The 20,753-nt window shown below is 71.0% G+C and carries 17 protein-coding genes, 1 tRNA gene and 1 pseudogene; 10 read left to right on the forward strand and 9 right to left on the reverse strand.

The annotated features are described in order from the left end of the window. Positions 1–51: 51 nt before the first annotated feature. Entirely contained in the window at positions 52–633 is a 582-nt protein-coding gene (locus tag ACFVV1_RS34755; protein WP_389997812.1) for a TetR/AcrR family transcriptional regulator, read from the reverse strand. 107 nt (positions 634–740) lie between these two features. On the opposite strand from ACFVV1_RS34755, the gene ACFVV1_RS34760 reads away from it, so the two are divergent. Beyond that, a complete protein-coding gene (locus tag ACFVV1_RS34760; RefSeq protein ID WP_389997815.1) occupies positions 741–1,601 on the forward strand; it encodes an enoyl-CoA hydratase/isomerase family protein in 861 nt (286 codons plus the stop codon). A 7-nt stretch (positions 1,602–1,608) separates the two neighbouring features. On the opposite strand, the pseudogene ACFVV1_RS34765 reads toward ACFVV1_RS34760, so the two are convergent. Next, a pseudogene (locus tag ACFVV1_RS34765) lies at positions 1,609–2,173 on the reverse strand (hypothetical protein). 262 nt (positions 2,174–2,435) lie between these two features. On the opposite strand from ACFVV1_RS34765, the gene ACFVV1_RS34770 reads away from it, so the two are divergent. Then, positions 2,436–4,673, forward strand: a complete 2,238-nt coding sequence (locus ACFVV1_RS34770) for an MMPL family transporter (RefSeq protein ID WP_389997818.1) — start codon at positions 2,436–2,438, stop codon at positions 4,671–4,673. A gap of 152 nt (positions 4,674–4,825) precedes the next feature. On the opposite strand, the gene ACFVV1_RS34775 is transcribed toward ACFVV1_RS34770, so the two are convergent. Then, positions 4,826–5,749, reverse strand: coding sequence for an SDR family NAD(P)-dependent oxidoreductase (locus tag ACFVV1_RS34775; RefSeq protein WP_389997821.1), 924 nt, complete (start codon positions 5,747–5,749; stop codon positions 4,826–4,828). A gap of 148 nt (positions 5,750–5,897) precedes the next feature. On the opposite strand from ACFVV1_RS34775, the gene ACFVV1_RS34780 reads away from it, so the two are divergent. Further along, complete coding sequence (locus ACFVV1_RS34780) at positions 5,898–6,764, forward strand: helix-turn-helix transcriptional regulator (protein ID WP_389997824.1); 867 nt, start codon at positions 5,898–5,900, stop codon at positions 6,762–6,764. 228 nt (positions 6,765–6,992) lie between these two features. Here ACFVV1_RS34780 and ACFVV1_RS34785 read toward each other — a convergent pair. Further along, positions 6,993–7,066: transfer RNA gene (locus ACFVV1_RS34785), tRNA-Pro, on the reverse strand. Between the two features lie 50 nt (positions 7,067–7,116). Continuing rightward, a complete protein-coding gene (locus tag ACFVV1_RS34790; RefSeq protein WP_389997827.1) occupies positions 7,117–9,750 on the reverse strand; it encodes an ATP-binding protein in 2,634 nt (877 codons plus the stop codon). Positions 9,751–9,858: 108 nt separating this feature from the next. On the opposite strand from ACFVV1_RS34790, the gene ACFVV1_RS34795 reads away from it, so the two are divergent. Continuing rightward, positions 9,859–10,425, forward strand: coding sequence for a DUF309 domain-containing protein (locus ACFVV1_RS34795; protein WP_389997830.1), 567 nt, complete (start codon positions 9,859–9,861; stop codon positions 10,423–10,425). Positions 10,426–10,495: 70 nt separating this feature from the next. Continuing rightward, on the forward strand, positions 10,496–11,251 hold the full coding sequence (cobF, locus tag ACFVV1_RS34800) for a precorrin-6A synthase (deacetylating) (RefSeq protein ID WP_389997833.1): 756 nt from the start codon (positions 10,496–10,498) through the stop codon (positions 11,249–11,251). Here the strand turns inward: cobF and ACFVV1_RS34805 are convergent. Beyond that, positions 11,220–12,014: a cobalt-precorrin-6A reductase gene (locus ACFVV1_RS34805; protein ID WP_389997836.1), complete on the reverse strand. Its 795-nt coding sequence runs from the start codon at positions 12,012–12,014 to the stop codon at positions 11,220–11,222. The two genes, cobF and ACFVV1_RS34805, sit on opposite strands and share 32 nt — an antisense overlap. Before the next feature lie 104 nt (positions 12,015–12,118). On the opposite strand from ACFVV1_RS34805, the gene ACFVV1_RS34810 reads away from it, so the two are divergent. The 5 genes from ACFVV1_RS34810 (at position 12,119) to ACFVV1_RS34830 (ending at position 17,714) form a co-directional block, all read left to right on the forward strand. Then, positions 12,119–12,565, forward strand: coding sequence for a hypothetical protein (locus ACFVV1_RS34810; RefSeq protein ID WP_389997839.1), 447 nt, complete (start codon positions 12,119–12,121; stop codon positions 12,563–12,565). A 523-nt stretch (positions 12,566–13,088) separates the two neighbouring features. Continuing rightward, positions 13,089–14,255, forward strand: coding sequence for a substrate-binding domain-containing protein (locus ACFVV1_RS34815; protein ID WP_389997841.1), 1,167 nt, complete (start codon positions 13,089–13,091; stop codon positions 14,253–14,255). A 129-nt stretch (positions 14,256–14,384) separates the two neighbouring features. Beyond that, positions 14,385–14,705, forward strand: a complete 321-nt coding sequence (locus ACFVV1_RS34820; protein WP_389997844.1) for a hypothetical protein — start codon at positions 14,385–14,387, stop codon at positions 14,703–14,705. 67 nt (positions 14,706–14,772) lie between these two features. After that, a complete protein-coding gene (locus ACFVV1_RS34825) occupies positions 14,773–15,813 on the forward strand; it encodes a hydroxyacid dehydrogenase (protein WP_389997847.1) in 1,041 nt (346 codons plus the stop codon). Next, positions 15,810–17,714, forward strand: coding sequence for a DUF2264 domain-containing protein (locus tag ACFVV1_RS34830; protein WP_389997850.1), 1,905 nt, complete (start codon positions 15,810–15,812; stop codon positions 17,712–17,714). The genes ACFVV1_RS34825 and ACFVV1_RS34830 overlap by 4 nt, the downstream gene beginning before the upstream one ends. Positions 17,715–17,762: 48 nt before the next feature. Here ACFVV1_RS34830 and ACFVV1_RS34835 read toward each other — a convergent pair whose 3' ends face one another. The 3 genes from ACFVV1_RS34835 to ACFVV1_RS34845 are packed head-to-tail and all read right to left on the reverse strand — an operon-like array spanning position 17,763 to position 20,709. Beyond that, positions 17,763–18,395 carry a lactate utilization protein C gene (locus ACFVV1_RS34835; RefSeq protein WP_389997852.1) on the reverse strand — a complete coding sequence of 211 codons (633 nt, stop codon included), beginning with the start codon at positions 18,393–18,395 and terminating at the stop codon, positions 17,763–17,765. Next, positions 18,392–19,945, reverse strand: coding sequence for a lactate utilization protein B (locus tag ACFVV1_RS34840; RefSeq protein WP_389997855.1), 1,554 nt, complete (start codon positions 19,943–19,945; stop codon positions 18,392–18,394). Before ACFVV1_RS34840 ends, ACFVV1_RS34835 begins: the two co-directional genes overlap by 4 nt. Next, on the reverse strand, positions 19,942–20,709 hold the full coding sequence (locus ACFVV1_RS34845) for a (Fe-S)-binding protein (RefSeq protein WP_389997858.1): 768 nt from the start codon (positions 20,707–20,709) through the stop codon (positions 19,942–19,944). Before ACFVV1_RS34845 ends, ACFVV1_RS34840 begins: the two co-directional genes overlap by 4 nt. Positions 20,710–20,753: the final 44 nt, after the last annotated feature.

Genomic DNA, 20,753 nt, shown 5'->3' on the forward strand with positions numbered 1-20,753 from the left:
CCACCTGTCGGGCTGTGGGGTTGTCGGCGTTGGGTGATGCCCTCGGGCCGGTCAACCCGGGCCGGGGGACGGGGCCGCACCCTCCCGGAGCGGCCAGGCCCGGTCCACGTACCGCGCCGCGCTCAGCAACTGCGCGCGCTCGACGCCGTCCCGGGCCTGGGCGGCCATACCGGTCAGCACGGTGTCGACGAACGCCGCAACTTCGTCGGCCTCGGCGGTCGAGGAGAACTCTCCGTCGGCGGCAGCCCGGCGCACGCGCGCGCGGATCGCCGAGCGCGTCCTGTCGCGCCGCTCGGCGAGTCGCGGCTCGCCCATGACCAGGCACCCCGGAGGCGACCCGGGCGCGGTGAAGTGCTCGGCCGAGGACCTCAGCAGGCGCTCGATCGCCTCGCGTGCAGTTGGCGCCGACAGATCGCGCTCCAGACTCTCGTCCAGGTGCTCGGTGTACAGCGCGCTCGCCTCCTCGAACAGGGCGTGCTTGTCGCCGAAGGCGGCGTAGAGACTCGGTGCCGCGATCCCGGCCTCGGCGCACAACTGCGCGACGCTCACCCCGTCGTACCCGCGCTCCCAGAACGCGCGCATCGCCATCCGGAGCACCGCGTCCCGGTCGAATGTCCTTCGTCTACCAGCCACAACAAAACTATAGCGCACGTTAAACAATGTGATACGTTCATTCTGTAACGCTGACTAAACAATGAGGCCGGACGCCTCCAGGTCGTCGGGCCGAAGGGAGAGCAGTGATGAGCTACAGCGGCTACAAGTCCCTCGTGGTCCGCGCAGAGGACCGGGTGGCCTGGGTGACGATCGGCAACCCGCCGGTGAACACCGTCGACGCCACGCTGGCCGGCGACCTCAAGGCGTTCGCAACCGAGGTGGCTTCCGACGACGGCATCGCCGTGATCGTCCTCCAGTCCGCCGACCCCGAATTCTTCTCCGCCCACGCGGACTTCGAGTGGTCCTTCGACCCCAGCACCCTCATGGCCCTGGCCGATCCCGAGGCCGACACGTCCCTCAACCCCTTGCAGCAGCTCAACGAACGACTGCGCACCCTGCCGCAGGTGACGATCGCGAAGCTCCGCGGATACGCGCGCGCCGGCGGCGTCGAGCTGGCCATGGCCGCGGACATGCGGTTCGCGGCGGCGGACCGGACCTGGCTTTCGCAGCCGGAGACGCTGATGGGCATCTTCCCCGGCGGCGGGGGCACCCAGTACCTCAACCGGCTGGTCGGCCGTGCCCGCGCCCTCGAAATCGTGCTGGGCGCGGAACTGTTCGACACCTCGCTCGCCGAGCGCTACGGATGGATCAACCGGGCGGTCCCGGACGAGCACCTCGACGCGTTCGTCGACTCCCTCGCACGGCGCATAGCGGGGCTGCCCCCGGGCGTGGCCGCCGCGGCGAAAGAGGCGCAGAACGCCGCCGAGGCCAGTGGCCCCGTCCCGAACCTCGCAGAGGAGGCAGCCGCCCACGCGAAGGTCTACCCCTCCCCGCCCGAGGTCGTCGACCGGCTCCGGGTGGTGATGGACCACGGCGGGCAGACGCGTGAGGGCGAAGTCGGCCTCGAGCGGCTCCTCAAGGGCATCCCCTGGGCGCACCGGTCCTGACCGGCACCTACTGCGGACCGGGCCGTTCACACTTACGCGGGTCCGGTCCGGCCGCGGCCGGACCGGACGCCGGAATTCGGCTGCGCACGTCCTCCACCATGTTCTCCATCGCCGTGCGGAAGATCTCGGCCCGGTGGTCACCGGGGAACGTGGTGTGCCCGAACACCTCCAGCATGACGAGGCCGTGCATGTGCCCCCCGCTCAGCAGGAGAGCGGCGCCGGAGGGCGGCAGAGCCCCGAGACCGTCCGGTGGCAGGTACGTCGGATACTCCCGGAACGCGGACGAGAGCGCAGGCGTCTCGGCGGCGTCCAGCCGCGCCAGGGTCACCCCATCGAACATCTCCCGCTGGAAGATCGCGCTCATCCGGCGTACCGCCTGTGTGGTGGGACCTTCGGCCGGCGCTTCGTAGTGGCGCAACGGCGCTCCTCCGGGCGACCGCTCGCAGGGACAGGGCGTGAGGTCCGTGTTCGGCGATATGGCACTCAGCGGTGCCGAGGATCTCTTGCACTGCGACGGCCCGGCGCCGCTGGCGCAGGGAGGGCACGGCCGGTACGGCTTCGACTGGGGGCATGCGACGACCGTACGACGGTGGTTCTGTCACGGCTTCAAAAAGCGTGACCTGTGAGGAAAATCTGACACTGCCAAATATTGCTCCGCCTCACTGCTGTCGTTCACGGCGACGAGGAGTGCGACATCGCACCTCTTCGCCACGACCCCGCGCCGGCACTTCAGCCTCTCTGGCGCGGCAAGGACGCGTGGCTTCCCACCCTCATCAAGCCACCTCTGACCTTTTTCATGTTGTTTCGACCGTAAAAATACGAAGGAGAAAGTGCGTGTTTGAACGCATAGCCGAACTGGCAATTCGCCGGTCCCGGCTCGTACTTGTGGTCGCAGCCCTGGCGGTGGCGCTCATGGCCGCTGTGGGCGTCGGCGCGTTCGGCAAGCTGGCGGGAGGCGGCTTCGACGATCCGTCCTCCGAGTCCACCCGGGCAGCGCAGGTCATCGAGGAGAAATTCGGTGGGGAGACGAACCTGGTCCTGCTGGTCCGCGCCCCCGAAGGCGGCATCGACTCCCCCACCGCCAAGCGGAACGGTCAGGCCCTGGTGGCCGACCTCAAGAAGGAACAGACGCTCCAGAACGTGATCTCGTACTGGGACACGGGCAGCCCCGACCTCCGCTCCAAGGACGGCCGCGAGACCATGGTGCTCACCCATGTGACGGGTGACAAAACCGAGCAGGCGGAGAACGTCCAGGACATCCTCGATGCCTACACCGGAGCGTACGGGGACGGGCTCACCATCCGGGCCGGAGGGGCCACCGCCGTACAGAACGAGCTGTCGGCACAGGTGGTCGACGACCTCGTCCTGGCCGAGATGATCGCAGTGCCCCTGACGCTCGTACTGCTCCTGATCGTCTTCGGCAGCGTGGTCGCGGCCCTGCTGCCGCTGGTCCTCGGCGTCATCGCGATCCTGGGTACGTTCGCTGAACTCGCCCTCATCGGCAGCATCACCGATGTCTCCGTCTTCGCGACCAACCTGACCACGGCCCTGGGCCTCGGACTGGGCATCGACTACGCCCTGCTGATGATCAGCCGGTTCCGGGAGCACCTCGCGTCCGGGGCGGACGTGGACGACGCCGTCCGGCACACCGTGCACACCGCGGGCCGTACGGTCGCGTTCTCCGCCGCCACAGTGGCCGCCGCGCTCGCAGCGCTGCTGGTCTTCCCGCAGTTCTTCCTCCGCTCGTTCGCCTACGCCGGGGTCGGCGTCATCGTCATCGCCGCAGCCAGTGCCCTGTTCGTGATGCCCGCCCTGCTCGCTGTCCTGGGTCACCGGGTCAACAGCGGGCGGATGCCGTGGGCGAAGTCCGGGCGCTCCGGCGGTCGGGTGCCCCTGTGGGGGCGGCTGGCCGGCACCGTCATGCGACGTCCCGCGCTCACCGCGATACCGGTGCTCGCCGTGCTGCTGCTGGCTGCGAGCCCGCTGCTGGGCATCAGCTTCGGTACGGCGGACGAACGGGTACTGCCCGAGGACGCCGAGAGCCGCCAGGTCTCCACCGCGCTGCGGGAGAACTTCAACGGCAACGACGCCGCAGCCATCCACATCGTCATCGACGAGTCCGTGAGCACAGCCGAGTTGGACTCGTACGCGACCGAACTGTCAAAGCAGAAGAACATCGTCCGCGTCGCGGCCTCCACAGGAACCTACATCGAAGGAAAGTCCACGAAGGCGGGCCCCGGCAACACCGGCCTCGGCCGCCCCGACGCCCAGCGGATCAACGTGGTCAGCGCACTGCCGCCGAAGTCGGACGAGGCCCGGAGCCTGGTCGAGGAAGTGCGCTCGGTCTCACCTCCCGCCGGGTCGGACCCCCTGGTGGCCGGACTCGACGCCGAGCTGGTGGACTCCAAGGGCTCCATCGCCGACCGGCTCCCGGCCGCCGTGACCCTGATCGCCCTCACCACCTTCCTCCTCCTCTTCCTGTTCACCGGAAGCATCGTGCAGCCGCTGCGTGCGCTGGTCCTCAACATGGTCAGCCTCGGAGCGGCCCTCGGCGTCATGACGTGGATCTTCCAAGACGGCAACCTCGCCTCCCAACTCGGCTTCACACCACAGCCGATGGACACGTCAATGACGGTGCTGATGTTCTGCATCGCCTTCGGCCTCTCGATGGACTACGAGGTGTTCGTCCTCAGCCGGATCAAGGAACTCCACGATCTGGGCGAGGACACCGAGTCCACGGTGGTCAACGGCCTCGGACACACGGGACGCATCGTCAGCGCGGCAGCCGCTCTGCTCGCGGTGAGCTTCTTCGCGTTCGGGACGGCCAATGTCAGCTTCATGCAGATGTTCGGCCTGGGCAGCGCGCTTGCCATCCTCATCGATGCCGTCGCCGTACGCGGCATCCTCGTACCCGCCGCCATGCGCCTGCTCGGTCGCACGGCCTGGTACGCGCCACCCCTGCTGCGGAAGTTCCACGCACGATTCGGCCTCAGCGAAAGCGGCCCCGCTCCGGCGGCCTCACCGGCGCCCGTAGTTGACACGTCGCCCGAGAAGGACTCAACGGGAGTCTGACCACAACCCGAGAGCGCACTGCGCAGCTGTGTCCGCCTCCGGTGCAGCGGAGGCGGACACAGCTGCGCAGTGACTGCCCGGGCGCCCGGCCGGATTCTCCTTCGGCCGTGCTGCTGCCGCTGCCCGGCCGGGGGCGCTGGACAGCGATGGCGTCAGGCGGCGTGGACGACGGTGAGCCGTTCGGCGGTGTCCCACAGTTCGCGTTCGCGCCGGGGGTCGTAGGACTCCTGCGAGGACGGGGCCGGGCGGCTGCGGTCTACGTAGGAGCCGGTCGGTGCCTGCGTCGTGCCGAGGACGAGGTCGGCAAGGTATCGCCCGGCGGCGGTGCGGCTGGTGGCGAACGGCGTAAGGGTCATCACCGGCATGATGCGTCGCATCGCGAACCGGGAGACCGGGCCGGCGTTGCGGGTGAGGCCGGTGCCGGGAACGAACCCCGGGTTGTAGGCCACGGCATCGATCCCGGCCGGCAGCCTGCGCGCGTACTCGTGAACCAGGTAGATCGCGGCCAGCTTGCTCGTCGAGTACGCGGTACGCCCAGCGGTCGTGGTGTCCGGCTCGGGAAAGGCGCCGGTGCGGGCAAGGACGTCCGGGGACTGCCAGGCCGGTCCTGGCACCATGCCCATGTTGTGCTTGAAGTCACCGAAATGCGTGTCGCTGACGGTGATCACGATCCGGGCGGGAGAGACGAAGTGGTCTTCGAGCAGTCGAACGAGCGCATGGTTGGCGAGCACGTTGATCGCGAAGGTGGACTCGAACCCGTCGGGTCCCTCGGTCAGCGCGTTCGTGTACTGCATGCCCGCGTTGCCCACGAAGCCGCGCAGTGGCGGCAGTTCACCGCGGTCGAGCCGGTCGCTGATCTCGGTGGCGGCCGACCGGACGCTGTCCAGCGAACCGAGATCCGCCGCGACAGGCGTGACCGCGTGGCCGTTCGCACCCAGCTCCGCGGCCAGCTGTGCGCCGGAGGAACCACGGGCGACGACGACGAGGTGCACGTCCGGCGACCGGCGCAGGATGTGATCCGCGGCGATGCGGCCGATACCGCGGCTCGCACCGGTCATGACGACAGTGTGCTGCATGGGAGGCTCCTTGACTGGTCAACCGATGGGCGCCCGGCTGGACGCGGTACCAGATTCGCCGCCTGCGCCGACGACAACCAGTGCCGTCCCCGTCACCAGGACTGGCAGTACCCAGGCTCACCGGGCGCCGGTCGGCGACAATGGGCCCATGGTTTCCTCCCGCTCTCCCTTCGGCGCACTTCTGCGCGCCTGGCGCGACCGCCTCTCTCCGGCCGACGCCGGGCTCACGGCGGCGGCCGGCCGTCGCGCCCCGGGGCTGCGCCGCGAGGAGCTCGCGCAGTTGTCCGGGATCTCGGTCGACTATGTCCTGCGCCTGGAGCAGTCACGCGCGAAGAACCCCTCGGAACAGGTCGTCGGCGCCCTTGCCCGGACGCTTCAGCTCACCCGGGCCGAGCGTGACCAGCTGTACCGAAGCGCCGGACTCCTGCCGCCGCAGGACGGCACGGTCAGCACCCATGTACCCGCGAGCATCCAACGGCTCGCCGCGCGCCTGGGCGACGTCCCGATCGGGGTGTTCACCGCCGACTGGACCCTCGTGTGGTGGAACACCACCTGGTGCGCCCTGCACGGCGACCCCGCCCTGCTCCCGACCGCCGAACGGAACCTCGCCCGCGCACTGTTCGGCAACGGCGCAGCCCACGCGACGATGCATCCCATGCAGTCCGAGCGCGGACAGGACGCCTTCGAGACATCGATCGTCGCCGACCTCAAGGACGCCGCTATCCGCTATCCCGCGGACGTCCACCTCCATCGCCTCGTACAGGACCTGCGGACAGAGTCCAACGCCTTCGCCCAGCACTGGTCCACGCAGACGGCAGCCACCCAGCACACGACCGACCGAAAGACGATCCGGCATCCCGAGGTCGGCGACATCCTGCTCGACTGCGACGTCCTCATCGTCCCGGGCGCCGACCTGCGCCTGGTCACCTACACGGCAGCGGCCAAAAGCAGCGACGCGGGAAAGCTCGACCTTCTCCGCGTCACCGGTACTCGTATCGCCCCTGCGCTCCCCTGACCGGCGACTGCCAGGTCTGTGCCCTGTACTCCCGTCGCGACGACTACGTTGTATCTGCACCCCGACGTACACAAGATCACCGCCGCCGGAGCCTCACTCTTCGCCGAACCCGACCGTGGTCGCCCCCTGAAACGGCCAAGGGAGTTGGTCCCCGACTGGTCCCCAAAAACGATCAAGGGGCCGTTTCAGATTGCTCTGAAACGGCCCCTGACCTCCGACTTTCACAAGTCGGGACGACAGGATTTGAACCTGCGACCCCTTGACCCCCAGTCAAGTGCGCTACCAAGCTGCGCCACGTCCCGATGCGATTCCTCCCGGTGTTCCCGGGTGGCCGCGCAGGACAAACATTACCTCACTCCGCGGACCGGATCGACGCCCGTGCCTGGTGGGCGCGGTTTGCCAGGGATTCGGCGCCGCATGCCGTGGCCAGTTTGTGGGCCCTGGCGAGTTCGCGCGTTGAGCGGATCGCGATGCCGTAGTCGACGAGGGCCAGGGCGTGTTCGTACGCGGACGGGGACGCCTCCAGATGGCGGACCGACTCGGCGAGCAGATGCGTGGCGTCCTCGGGGCGGGCGAACAGGGCGACACAGCGCAGAGCCTCGCCGATTGCGGTGTCCGTACCGAAGCGTTCGGCATGTGCCCGGGCCGTGGAGGCGAGTTGGGCGGCGCGGTCCGGGTCCTCGTCGGCCAGGGCGCGGGCGAGGTCGCCCGCCCAGGGAGCCCATACGCCGTTGAACCTGCCGCGGGGTTCGAGGGCCTGACCGGCCGCTTCGAGTTCGGTGACCGCTTCCTTCGTACGGCCTTCGGCCAGCAGCAGCCGGCCGCGTACGCACGGGGCGTCGGGCAGCACCATCGCGCTGGGGTAGGGCGAGCCGAAGTCGTAGCGGTCGGCGATCTGGCGGGCCTCGGTGACCCGGCCGCGGGCGATCAGGGTGTCGATGAGCAGGCAGGCCGCGTCCCAGTGGACGGGCAGTCCGCTGCCGACACGGTCGGCGAGGCGCAGTCCTTCGCGGAGGAAGCCCTCCGCCTCGGCGAGCCGGCCGCGACGACGGTGGACCAGCCCGAGCAGGGTGTGCGCGAACGCCAGGTGCGCACCGCTCCAGCCGGAGATCTCGAAGGCGCGGACGGCCTCGCCGAACAGTTCCTCGGCCCGGTCGATCTGGTCGGTGAAGGCGTAGGTGATGCCGACGAGCGTCGGGAGTTCGAAGCCCCACTCCGTATCGGTCCAGCCGAGCCCGCGTGCGGGATGGCCGTCGACCAGGGCGCGTTCGCAGAGGTTGACGACGAGCTGGGCGTTCTCGCCGCGCATCATGGCGTCGAAGGCGCGGATGGTGAGCAGGGCGCGCTCGGCGTTGTCGCGGCCGGACAGATGGTCGGCGTTCCGGGCGAGCCGGTCGGAACGGGCGGGTCCGTCGTCCTCGGACGCCTGCATGCCCTCCCAGAGGAAGTGGGCGGCCTGGAGCCGCATCAGGCCGGGGCCCGGGGCGGTGCGCGCGGCCTCTGCGGCAAGGGCGCGCGCCGCTTCCTTCAGCTGGTTGTTGTGCGAATGCGCGGCGGCGAGCCGGTAGGTGGCGTCGACGCGCTGGTCGTCGGAGAGTCCGGGCATGCCGAGGGCGGCGCGCAGATGCTGGACGGTGGTGGCGGGCGAGCTGAGGAGGGTGGCGCAGCCCAGTTCGTACAGCAGGGTGGCCTTGACGCGCTGGCTCGGTGGTTCTTCCAGGGCGCGTTCGAGGCAGCGGCGGGCGGCCTCCGAGGCGCCGACCGCGAGGTGTTGTCCGGCTGCTTCGCGGAGTTGCCCGACCAGTTCCTGATCGTTGTCCGGGTGCACTTCGAGGAGGTGGCGGGAGGCCGCCGCAGGGCCGAGTCCCGCGCGGGTGATCGCCCACGCCGCCCGGCCGTGGAAGGCGGTGCGGGTGGCCGGCGGGATGGAGCGGTATGCCGCGGTGGCGATCAGCGGGTGGACGAACTCCAGCGGGTCGAAGCCGGTGACGATACGGGCTTCGCGCAGCCGTGCCGTGCAGTCGGCGGCCTCGGCGGGGCTCATTCCGGCGAGGGTGGCGGCGAGATCCTGCGAGATGTCCGTGCCGAGGACGGCGGCGGCCCAGGCGAACCGGGTGGCATGGGTGCCGAGCCGTTCGAGCCGGGCGACGAGGCCGCTGCCGCGGGCGGATGCGCCGAGTTCGCGCAGCAGTCCGGCCGACTCCTCCAGCGGCACCAGTTCGCGGTCCTGGACCTTGGCGACGAGTTCGACCGCCTCGTAGGGGTTGCCTCCGGTGACGGCCCACACCTCGCGGCAGAACGGGTCGTCGGCGTGTTCGCCGAGGGCCGCGCGGACCAGTTCCGCGGTGGCGTCCGGGGTGAGGGCGCGCAGGGCCACCCGGACCTGGGAGGGGTTGCCTCCGCCCGATCCGCTCTCCTTCTGCCGCGCCGCCAGTTCTTCCGGCCGGTGGGCCTGGACGACCAGGACGGGCAGTTCGCCGAGGCGGGTGGTGAACGAGGCGAGCCAGGCGAGGGATTCGCCGTCCGCCCAGTGCGCGTCGTCGATGACGAGCAGCAGCGGGCGGTGGCTCAGCCGGGACGCGAGCCGGGAGACGACGAAGTCGAGGCCGTCCCGTACACCTTGCGGATCCGGCTGGGGACCGCTCGGTTCGGCGAGTCCGAGCGCGGGCGCAGCGATCTCGAACCAGGGCCCGAACAGGGTCCGCACCTCGTCGGGCGGGAACTGGTCGAGGGCGGGCTGGAGCAGTTGGCGTACGACGTGGAACGGCACGGATGTGACCGTTTCGCCGCCGCGTGCGGACCAGACCGTACAGCGGTCGGCGGCCATCGACCGGATCTCGGCGAGCAGCGCCGTTTTGCCGATGCCCGCCTCGCCGCTGAAGATCAGCAGTCCGCCGACTGCCTGGGCGTCGCACAGGGCGGCCACGGCTTGTGCGGCAGCGGCGAGTTCCGGTTCGCGCTCGTACAGCGGCCGGGACTGCTTCATCCCTACCCTCCCCAAAGTGGTGCAGATGCCTGTCGACACTAGTCGTGCGCGGGGGTCCACGGACAGTGGTTCGGGCAGTTCGCCGCAGGTGCGGGGCACAATCGAGGGGTGGACGAGACTCGCAGGGATCGCGACGCGGAGGGCCGGGCGCGCAACGCTCGTCCCCGTGACGGGCTGGGACGCCCGCTGCCGTACGGGACACCGGGCGTGGAGCGGCAGCCGGAGGGGGTGGTCCGTACCCCCGAGGAGACCTTGCGGGAGGCGCAACGACTGCTGGACGCCGGGATGCCGTTCCACGCGCACGAGGTGTTCGAGGACGCGTGGAAATCGGGGCCGGTGGCGGAACGGGAGTTGTGGCGCGGGCTCGCGCAGCTGGCCGTCGGGCTGACGCATGCGTCCCGGGGCAATGCGACGGGCGGGGCCCGGCTGTTGCGGCGGGGTGCGGCGGCGCTCACGGCGTTCGGTGCCACCCGGCCCCATGGGATCGGGGTCGACGGGCTGATCGACTGGGCCGGGGAGCTGGCGGCGCGGGTGGAGGAGCCCCGAGGTGGAAGTGCGGCCGACGGACCGGTGGCAGGCGACGGGGGCGGGAGCGCGGCCGGCGGACCGGCGCCCGGTGTCCGGCCCGTCGACGCGGCCGGGGAGGCGCCCTGTCTGCGGCCCGGGGACCGGTAGGGCCGGTCCGCCCGACGGGGCCCTTGACCCCGGCGCCCGGGGCGGTGGGGCGTGCGGCAGACTCGGTACGGTGAGAAAGATCTATGTCATCGGCATCGGCGCGGGCGACCCCGACCATCTGACCTTGCAGGCCGTCAAGGCGCTGAACAGGGCGGATGCGTTCTTCATTCTCGACAAGGGTGAGGAGAAGTCCGATCTGACCGGGCTGCGGCGGGACATCCTCGATGCGCATGTGGAGAACACCGCGTACCGCCTCGTCGAGGCGCGGGATCCGGAGCGGGACCGCAGGACGTCGGACTACTCACCCGCGGTGGACGACTGGCGCAGGCGCCGCGCGGATCTGTACGAGCGGTTCATCGCGGAGGATCTCGGCGAGGACGAGTGCGGGGCGTTCCTGGTGTGGGGCGATCCCGCACTGTACGACTCCACGCTCGGCATCCTCGAAGAGATCCTCGACCGGGGTGCGGTCGCCTTCGACCACGAGGTGGTTCCCGGGATCAGCAGCGTCTCCGCGCTGCTGGCCAAGCACCGGACGGGGCTGAACCGGGTGGCGCGTCCGGTGCAGATCACTACGGGCCGGCGGCTGGCCGAGGGCTGGCCCGAGGGGGTCGACGACGTGGTGGTGATGCTCGACGCGCGGCAGGCGTTCACCCGCCATCTCGACCAGGACCTCTTCATCTTCTGGGGCGCGTACGTGGGGACCGAGGACGAGATCCTGGTCTCCGGTCGCCTCGCCGAGGTGTCGGACCGGATCGAGGAGCTGCGGGCCGAGGCGCGCGCCCGCAAGGGCTGGATCATGGATACGTATCTGCTGCGTCGCGGCTGAATCGGCCGTCCCGGCCCAGCAGTTGGAGCGCGGACGGCACGTCGTGCACGACGGGCACACCGTCGGGCGGTGGCGGGCGGCGGACCACGACCACGGGCAGACCGAGGTTCCTGGCCGCGGTGAGTTTCGCCGCGGTGGCGGGGCCTCCGCTGTCCTTGGTGACGAGGACGTCGATGGCGTGGTCGCGCAGCAGCGCCGTCTCTCCTTCGACGGTGTACGGGCCGCGGTCGAGGAGTACGTCGGTGTGCCGGGGCAGCGGGGGCTCGGGGGGTTCCACGGATCGTACGAGGAAGTGGAGCCGGTCCGCTCCGGGCGCGGTGGCGAAGGCGGCCAGACCCAGGCGGCCGGTGGTGAGGAAGATCCGACGGCCCAGGGCGGGCAGTCGTACGGCGGCGTGCGTGAGGTCGTCGGCCGGGTGCCAGCGGTCGCCGGGGCCGGTCGTCCAGCCCGGGCGGCGCAGCGCGAACAACCGGGTACCGGTGGCCTTCGCGGCCATGGCGGCGTTGGCGCTGATGGTGTCGGCGAACGGGTGGGTGGCGTCGACGACGGTGTCCACGCCGTGGGTGCGCAGCCAGTCGGCGAGGCCCTCGGGGCCGCCGAAGCCGCCGACGCGTACGTCGCCGACGGGCATCCGGGGCCGGGCGACCCGGCCGGCCAGCGAGGTGGTGATGCGCGTCGTCGCGTCGCCGCCGGGCCCGGTCAGCTCCGCGGCGAGCTGTCGGGCTTCGGTCGTTCCGCCGAGGATCAGGAGGTGGCCGGGCATGCACCGAACCTACGTCACCGCCTCCGTCACCACCTACGTCGGTTTCACCACCGGACGTACGGAGCGGTGAACAGGGCCGCCCGCAGCCATTACGATCCGGCGTCATGAGCACTTCTGACCAGGACCAGGCCGTGGACACCCCGATAGCCGCTCCCAAGACGGCTTCCGAGACGGCTTCCGAGGCCGAGGGCGATACCGATATCCTCGCGGAGGCTGCCTCCGAGGCCGCCTCGGAGACCGAGCCCGCGACAGTTCCGGAGACCGTCCCCGAGGTCGTCTCCGAGGCCGAAGAACGACGGTTGACGCCGCGTCAGGCGAGACGGCTGCGCATCGTCCTCTCGTCGGTCGGCATGGCGGCGATGGCGGTCGTACTCGCGTTGCGGATCGCCAGCCGGTCGTCCGTGCTGGTGGTCGGGGTGTACGGACTCGCGCTGATCCTGTGCGGGATCGTGATCGAACTCAGCAGGAACGGCCGTACGCGGCTGGGCAGTTGGCTGCTGGGGATCGGCCTGCTGGCGGCGATCGGTTCCGACTGGCTACTTATTCCCTGACGTACGGTCAGCGCACCGCGATCCGCACGCTCGCACCGTGCGGATCGACCCGGTCGAGCCAGTCGGCGCTCAGCCGGACCGACGGCCCGGTACGGCCGACAGCAGCAGCCGCTGCCTGGAGCACCCGGCCGTCCTGGCGGACGACGAGCAGCGGCGCGTGGAGTCTCCGGGTGGTGCGCAGGCTGAAGCGCCCGCGGAGCGGGGCGTCCCCGCCGGGGCCGACGAGGTTCGGTGCGATTCATTGCAGTGGGGAGTCGACCGCGAGGGACGGCCGGCCCGTGGGCGGGTCGTCGGTCGTCGGGGTCCAGTGCATATGCCCCTCCCCTCCACTGCCGGTCTCAAGTTCGTTGACGTCAGGTGCCGTTGCGCAAGGCCGGCAACAGTGCCTTCTGGGATCGGTGGGGCGTACGGGACGGTTCCCGCACCTGTACAGCGGAGGGGTGATCGCTATGCTGCGCCCCAAGCGCTCACAGGAAGCGTTCAAACGCACAACGCGCGGCGGTACGGCGAGGGGGCCACAGCGATGCGGGAGCCGGTTGAGATCAGGCGACAGCGAATCCTGGCGGTGGTGGAGTCGCGCGGCGCCGTCAAGGTCAGTGCGCTCGCGGCCGAGCTGGACGTCTCGGTGGTCACGGTCCGGCGGGACGTCGAGGAACTGGCCCGGGCCGGACGGCTGCGGCGCGGGCACGGGGTGGCCCGGGCGCTGGGGGAGGCGCAGCCGGCCCCCGCGGTCCCGGCGCCGCGGGGCGACGAACCCGCCGGGAACGGCGGGGCGGTCGCCCTCGTCGTCCCGGATCGGCACACGTACCTGTACGAGACGTTGCACGGTGCCCGGACCGTCCTGGAGGAGTCCGGGATACGGATCGCGCTGCACATCGCGCACCAGTCGGCCGGCGCGGAACGTGCGCTGGTGGAGCGGGCGCTGGCGGACGGGGCGCGCGGGCTGCTGATCGCGCCCCGCTGGCGCAACGCGCGCTCGGAGGAGCTGGATTACGGCTGGCTGGCGGACGTGGGGGTGCCGACCGTGCTGATGGAACGGCGCCCGCGGCCGGGCAGCGCGCTGCACGCCCTGGACTCCGTGTGTTCCGATCACTGGTACGGGACGCATCTGGCCGTGGAGCATCTGGTGTCGCTGGGGCACCGGCGCATCGTGCTGGCCGCCCGCGACGACAGTCCGACGGCGCGCAGTATCCGTGCGGCGTTCGCCGAGATCGCCGCGGCCCGTCCGGAGGTGGAGGACTGGACGGTGGTGCTGAGCTCCCCGGACGCGGTGCCCGGCCCCGCCCCCGACGCGCCGGCTGCGGGAGCCGCCGTCCTGCCCGCTCCCGCGTCCGACGCCCGTACCGCCCTCGACCTCGCCGCTCTCCTGCGGGAGAGGGGCGCGACGGCGGCCCTGCTGCACGGCGACGTGGACGCGCTGATGCTGGTGCAACGGCTGGCGGAGAGCGGTGTCGACGTGCCGCGGGACTGCTCGGTGGTGGCGTACGACGACGTGGTCGCGGCACTCGGCAGCACACCGCTGACGGCTGTGGCGCCGCCGAAGGCGGCGATCGGGCGGGCCGCCGCCGAGCTGCTGCTCCACCGACTGTCCGGGGCCGCGGGAGCGAGCGGTCCGGTGCGCCGTACGGAGCTGCTGCCCACGCTCGAGGTGCGCGGATCCGCGCAGGTGCCGCCCTCTGCCACCGAGTGAGCGTTTGACCGCTTTGATTTTCTTCTGAGCGATCTATTGACCCGAACCGATCAGCCGATCAGGATTCCTCGTGACCCGATTCAGGAGCCGCGGGAGGCGTACATGCCCGGTCGACGGAGCCGTCGATCCGTGCTCGCCACGATCGTCGCCCTGCCTCTGACAGCCGCGCTCAGCGCCTGCGGCGGCAGCGGTGGGTCATCAGGATCGGGCAGCACGAGCATCATCAGCAGCACAGGCGACAAGGCCGGCAGGAACGCTACGCACATCACCTTCTGGTCCGCCCTGCGCGACAGCCAGGAGGTGGTGGACGCGTTCAACCGTACCCGCGACACCGTCCAGGTCGACCTCCAGCCGGACTCCGATTCCGCGCTCGGCACCCACGGCGGGTCCACCTTCGCGGTCACGGCGAGCAGCGAACACCCTGAGGCCGCCCCGGAGTTCATCGAATGACAGGGGCTCACCGCGGGCGCCGTCAAGTAGCCGGGCCACCACCCTCCACCCCCGTACCAGGAGAAAGATGCCCAGCACCGCCCCCACCGCCCCCGTCACCGGGAACCGGCCACGCGCGGCTGCCGCCATGAAGCCGGAGGCCGCGTCCGCGCTCCTCGACGCCCGGTCCCTGGCCGCGCTCGGCGAGGTGTGCGACCTCGCGCCGCTGCCCGTTCTCGACGACTTCGCCACCGACCGGGCCCGCGCCGTGCTGGCGGGGGTAGAAGTCCTGGTCACCGGCTGGGGCTGTCCGCCGCTCGACGCTGCCGCCCTGGACGCGGCGCCGCACCTGCGCGCCGTCGTCCACACCGCGGGCTCCATCCGCGGACACATCACCGAGGCCTGCTGGGAACGCGGCATCGAGGTGTCGTCGGCAGCCGCAGCGAACGCCCTGCCGGTGGCCGAGTACACCGTCGCGATGATCCTGCTCTCCGGCAAGCGTGCGCTGGAGCGGGCCCGCGGCTACCGGACAAAGCGCCGCCGCGACGACGCGCTCGCCACCTCGACCGAGGTCGGGAACTACGGCCGCACCGTCGGGATTCTGTCCGCCTCGCTGATCGGCCGGCGCGTCATCGAGCTGCTGCGGCCGTACGACCTGCCGGTGCTGCTCCACGACCCGTACGTCTGCGAAGCGGAGGCCGCCGCGCTCGGCGTCCGGCCCGTCGGCCTCGGTGAACTGTTCGCGCGCAGCGACGTGGTGAGCGTCCATACCCCGCTGCTGCCGGCCACCCGCGGGCTCGTCAGCCGTGAACTGCTCGCCTCGATGCGCCCGGACGGCGTGCTCATCAACACCTCACGGGGCGCCGTCATCGACCAGGACGCGCTCACCGACGTACTCCGGCAGAACCGGATCCGGGCGATCCTCGACGTCACGGAGCCCGACACACTGCCCGCCGCACACCCGCTCTGGGAGTGCGACAACGCATTGATCACCCCGCACCTCGCAGGCTCCCAGGGCAACGAGTGGCGGCGACTGGTCGATCTGGCGGTCGGCGAGGCCGGCCGCTGGGCCGCGGGTGACGGATTCGCCCATCCCGTACGACGCGAAAGGCTGGCATTCCTCGCATGACCGCACCACACCCTGTTTCTCCCCTCGAACTCCCCGCCGACGACCTGGTGTTGAGCCCGCGCACCGGCTACACCCGTGCGCACTGGGAGGCCGCGGCCGACGGGCTGCTCAAGGCCGCCTGGAAATGGGCCACTCCGGGCGGTGCGCTGCTGGACCTGCCGGGCAGGCCGTCCGCGTCCGGGGTGCGTTCCGACGGTCTGGAGGGGTACGCGCGTACGTTCCTCGCCGCCGCCTTCCGGGTGGCGGGCGCGGACGGCAAGGACCCGCACGGCTGGCTCGACCGGTACGCCGACGGCCTCACGGCCGGCACCCGTACGCCCGGCCGGGACGATGCCGAGTCGTGGCCGCTGATCCGCGACCACTCCGTCTTCGGCCAGCCGATGGTCGAGTCCGCGTCGGTCGCCATCGGACTGCGGCTCACCCGGCCGTGGCTCTGGGACCGCCTGGAGTCCGGTGTGCGGGACCGCGCGGAGGAGTGGCTGCGCGACGCGCTGCGGCACACCCCCTCCCCCAACAACTGGTACCTGTTTCCCTACTCCGTGGCCGCGTTCCTCGAATCCGTGGGCCGCGGCGACGCGGAGACGGCACGCGCGAAGGAGCGTGCCCTCGACCTGCTGGAGGGCTGGTACCGCGGAGACGGCTGGTACGCGGACGGCGACGGCCGCGCCTTCGACCACTACAACGGCTGGGCGCTGCATCTCTATCCCGTACTGGACGCGCATCTGTCGGGCGACGCCGAGCTGTCCGCGCACTACGGCGGCCGGCTGCGCGAGCACCTGGAGGGCTTCTCGCTGCTGTTCGGCGGCGACGGTGCGCCGATCCACTTCGGCCGCTCGCTCACGTACCGCTTCGCGGCCGCCTCGTCGGTCGCGCTCGGCGCCGTCACCGGGCACACCCCGCTCACGCCGGGCACCTCGCGTCGGGTGATCAACGGGTCCCTGCGCTACTTCCTGGACCGCGGGGCGACAGGTACGGACGGGCTGCTGAGCCTGGGCTGGCACGGTCCGCACGAGGCGACGCTGCAGAACTACTCGGCCCCCGCCTCGCCGTACTGGGCGTCCAAGGCCTTCGTCGCGCTGCTCGCCCCGGAGCGCCATCCGCTGTGGACGGCGACCGAGGAGCCCGCGCCCAGCGAGGGCCCCGACCGGGTGCTCGCGCTGCCCGCGCCCGGGCTGCTCGTCCAGTCCACCCGGGCGGACGGGATCGTTCGGCTGCACAACCACGGCAGCGACCATGTGCGCCCGCACGAGGGCGAGTCCGGGGTGGCGGACGATCCGCTGTACAGCCGTCAGTCGTACTCCACCGTGACCGGCCCCACGTCGAGCGCGAACACGGCGGACAACCATCTGGCCGTGGTCGTCGCGGGGGTGCGCAGCGGTCGCCGAGTCGTCCGCGCGCTGGGCGCGGGTGGCGGCGACGGGTGGGGGTGGGCCGCGTCCTGGCACCGCCCGGTGTTCACGTCCGGTGCGCCGATGGTGCCGGGGATGCGGGTGGAGAGCGTCACCGTGGTGCGTGGCCGTCACGAGCTGCGGGTGCACCGGGTGGTCGGCGCGCCGTCCGGGGCCCGGGTGGAGCAGACGGGCTGGGCGACCGGCCGCGACGACACGGCCGCCTCCGCGCTGCACGGTCTGCACGGCTGGGAGACGCGGGACGAGATACGGGCTCCGCAGGGCACGGCATACACGCGCTGGGCGGTGGTACCCCGGCTGTCCGCGGCCGCGGAGGGCACGGTGGTGCTGGTGGCGCTCGCCTCGCTGACCGCGGAGCCCGACGCGGCGCCGCTCGACGCGGTGGTGAGCGGGGTTCATGCGGACGGGGACTCGGTGGACGTCCGCTGGGCGCAGGACGCGGCGACGACACATGTCGGCTTCGGGCCGACGGTGACGGTCACGCACGGCTGAGCACCGGGGTCGCGCGGCCGGGAAGCCGTGCGACCCCGCCCGGCCCCCCTACGCGTCCGTCCGGATCACCACCACCAGTGTGCGCGGACCGTGCACACCCTCCACCCGTTCCAGCTCGATGTCGGACGTGGCCGAGGGACCGCTGATCAGCGTCGTCGGCCGCTCCGGCACCAGCCGGGCCACCGCCTCCGGTACCCCGACCTCGACGGTCGACAGGTCGACGACGCACACATGCAGATCGGGGACGAGGGACAGCGCCCGCCGCCCCTGGTCGGGCGAGCCGTCCAGGAAGATCGTGCCGGTCTCGGCGCAGCTGACGGCCGAGGCGGTGACGACGCCGTCCAGGGCGTCGAGCCGGGGTGCCGGGATGCTGTCGGAGTCCTGCTGGACCTCACCGTCGTACGTGCCGAGCCACGCCGGGTCGAGTCCGGCGGGCACCCCGATCCGCCGGGCCCCGCGCTCCCGCAGCACTTCGGTGACGGTCTCGGCCGTGCGGTCGGCGGTGCAGGTGTGGACGTGCGCCTTGTAGTCGACGAGCCGGTCGGTGAAGAGGTCCAGGCGTTCGTCGTCAGGGAGGGTACGGCCGGTGCGGTAGGCGCGCGGGACGGTGGTGTCCGGGGTGGGCGCGAGGGCCAGGGCGTCCTTGATCCTGCCCAGCACCGTGTCGCGAGCGGTCGTCACTTCTCCTCCTTCTTGTCCTTCTCGTGCTTCTTGTTCTTCTCGTGCTCGTCGGCGGCGGCCCGCATCGTCGCGGCGCCCTCTGCCGACGCCAGCCAGGAGCGGAAGGACTGCTTCGGCGGGGCGGCGGTGTCGCGGCTGTCGCTCCAGCCGTTGAACGGCGGTGGCAGATGCGAGATCTTCCCGTCCCGCCCGGCGATGACGCGGCCGATCGCCGCCCCCTTCTGTGCGGCCGTGAACAGCTTCGGCCGCTTCATCACTCCGGCCGCCGCCTTCATCGCCAGCTTCTCTGCCGTCGTGCCGGACTGCTCGGTGTGCTGGTGGCGCAGCTCGACCAGCAGCGACGGAATGTCGATCTTGACCGGGCAGGCGTCGAAGCAGGCGCCGCAGAGGCTGGAGGCGTACGGCAGCGAGCTGTTGGGGTCGCCCTTGGCCGCGTCCATCCCGGCGAGCTGCGGGGTGAGGACCGCACCGATCGGTCCGGGGTACGTCGATCCGTACGCGTGGCCGCCCGCCCGTTCGTACACCGGGCAGACGTTGAGGCAGGCCGAGCAGCGGATGCAGTTGAGGGCCTCGCGCCCGATCCGGTCGGCGAGCGCCGCGGTGCGTCCGTTGTCGAGCAGGATCAGGTGGAAGTCCTGCGGTCCGTCGCCGGGTGTCACCCCGGTCCACATCGAGGTGTACGGGTTCATCCGCTCGCCGGTGGAGGAGCGCGGCAGCAACTGCAGGAAGACTTCGAGGTCCTGATAGCGCGGCAGCACCTTCTCGATACCCATGACGGTGATCAGGGTGTCGGGCAGGGTCAGGCACATGCGGCCGTTGCCCTCGGACTCGACGACACAGAGGGTGCCGGTCTCGGCGATACCGAAGTTGGCGCCGGAGACCGCCACCTTGGTCGTCATGAACTTCTCGCGCAGATAGGCGCGGGCCGCGGCGGCGAGATGCGCGGGAACGTTGTCGAGGCCCGGGTCGACGCCCGGGATCTCCTTGAGGAAGATCTGCCGGATCTCGTCGCGGTTGCGGTGGATCGCGGGCACCAGGATGTGCGACGGCTTGTCGTGCGCGAGCTGCACGATCAGTTCGGCGAGGTCCGTCTCGTACGGGGTGATGCCGGCCGATTCGAGGTGTTCGTTGAGGCCGATCTCCTGGGTGGCCATCGACTTGACCTTGATGACGTCGCTGCTGCCCGTCGCCTCGACGAGCCGGGTGACGATCTCGTTGGCCTCGACTCCGTCGCGCGCCCAGTGGACGGTGCCGCCGCGCTCGGTGACCTTCTGCTCCAGTTGTTCCAGGAGTTCGGGGAGCTGGTTCATGGTGTCGGTCTTGATGGCCGAACCGGCGTCGCGCAGCTGCTCCCAGTCGGGCAGTTCACCGGTGACGTTCAGGCGTTTGGCGCGGATCGTGTGGGTGGCCCTGCCGAGGTTGCGGCGCAGTTGTTCGTTGCGGAGTTCGTCGTGGGCGGCGGCGGGGAACGTCCGGTCGCCGCGCAGATTGCCGGTCCCGTACGGGGAACGGGGCGGGGTGGCGGGCATGCCGAGGAAGGTGCTGCTCATCGGACGGCCTCCGTCGGGACGTACGGCGAGGTGCGGGTGGAGGAGAGGATCTGCGCGAGGTGCAGGGTGCGGGTGCCCGAGGCGATGCGCGAGAGTCCGCCGCCGATGTGCATCAGACAGGACGAGTCGCCGGCGGTGCAGACATCGGCTCCGGTGGTGGCGATGTTGCGCATCTTGTCCTGGAGCATCGCCGTCGACGTCTCGGCGTTCTTGACGGCGAAGGTGCCGCCGAACCCGCAGCAGGCGTCGGCTTCGGGGAGCTCGACGAGGTCGATGGAGTCGACGGCGCGGAGCAGCTTCAGCGGCTTCTCACCGACGCGGAGCATGCGCAGGGAGTGGCAGGTGGGGTGGTACGTCACGCGGTGCGGGAAGTACGCGCCGACGCCGGTGACGTCCAGGACGTCGACGAGGAGCTCCGACAGCTCGTACGTCTTGGCCTTGACGGTGGCGACCCCCGCGCGCAGCGCCGCGTCCCCGTACCGCTCGGCGACGATCTCGTGCTGATGCCGGACCGAGCCCGCGCACGATCCGGACGGCATGACGACGGCGTCGATCGACGCGTCACCGAACTGCTCGGCGAAGTTCCGCACCAGTGGCACGGGTTCGCGCTGGTATCCGGTGTTGACGTGCATCTGACCGCAGCAGGTCTGCCCGGGCGGGAACACCACGTCGTGGCCCAGTCGGGCGAGCAGGACCGCGGTCGATTTCACCGCCTCGGGGAAGAGCGTGTCTCCCAGACAGGTGGCGAAGAGTCCGATGCGCATGGGTCTCTCCGATCGCTTCTGCATTTAATGGTCAGACCATACTA

It is taken from the genome of Streptomyces sp. NPDC058092 (genome assembly GCF_042884935.1).
In the GTDB taxonomy this organism is placed as follows: Bacteria; Actinomycetota; Actinomycetes; order Streptomycetales; family Streptomycetaceae; genus Streptomyces.

Bases quoted from the DNA above. Each gene is read 5' to 3' on its own strand.
- ACFVV1_RS34760 (WP_389997815.1), top strand. From the start codon at position 741: ATGAGCTACAGCGGCTACAAGTCCCTCGTGGTCCGCGCAGAGGACCGG.
- ACFVV1_RS34775 (WP_389997821.1), bottom strand. From the start codon at position 5,749: ATGCAGCACACTGTCGTCATGACCGGTGCGAGCCGCGGTATCGGCCGC.
- ACFVV1_RS34780 (WP_389997824.1), top strand. From the start codon at position 5,898: ATGGTTTCCTCCCGCTCTCCCTTCGGCGCACTTCTGCGCGCCTGGCGC.
- ACFVV1_RS34790 (WP_389997827.1), bottom strand. From the start codon at position 9,750: ATGAAGCAGTCCCGGCCGCTGTACGAGCGCGAACCGGAACTCGCCGCT.
- ACFVV1_RS34805 (WP_389997836.1), bottom strand. From the start codon at position 12,014: ATGCCCGGCCACCTCCTGATCCTCGGCGGAACGACCGAAGCCCGACAG.
- ACFVV1_RS34810 (WP_389997839.1), top strand. From the start codon at position 12,119: ATGAGCACTTCTGACCAGGACCAGGCCGTGGACACCCCGATAGCCGCT.
- ACFVV1_RS34815 (WP_389997841.1), top strand. From the start codon at position 13,089: ATGCGGGAGCCGGTTGAGATCAGGCGACAGCGAATCCTGGCGGTGGTG.
- ACFVV1_RS34825 (WP_389997847.1), top strand. From the start codon at position 14,773: ATGCCCAGCACCGCCCCCACCGCCCCCGTCACCGGGAACCGGCCACGC.
- ACFVV1_RS34830 (WP_389997850.1), top strand. From the start codon at position 15,810: ATGACCGCACCACACCCTGTTTCTCCCCTCGAACTCCCCGCCGACGAC.
- ACFVV1_RS34840 (WP_389997855.1), bottom strand. From the start codon at position 19,945: ATGAGCAGCACCTTCCTCGGCATGCCCGCCACCCCGCCCCGTTCCCCG.
- ACFVV1_RS34845 (WP_389997858.1), bottom strand. From the start codon at position 20,709: ATGCGCATCGGACTCTTCGCCACCTGTCTGGGAGACACGCTCTTCCCC.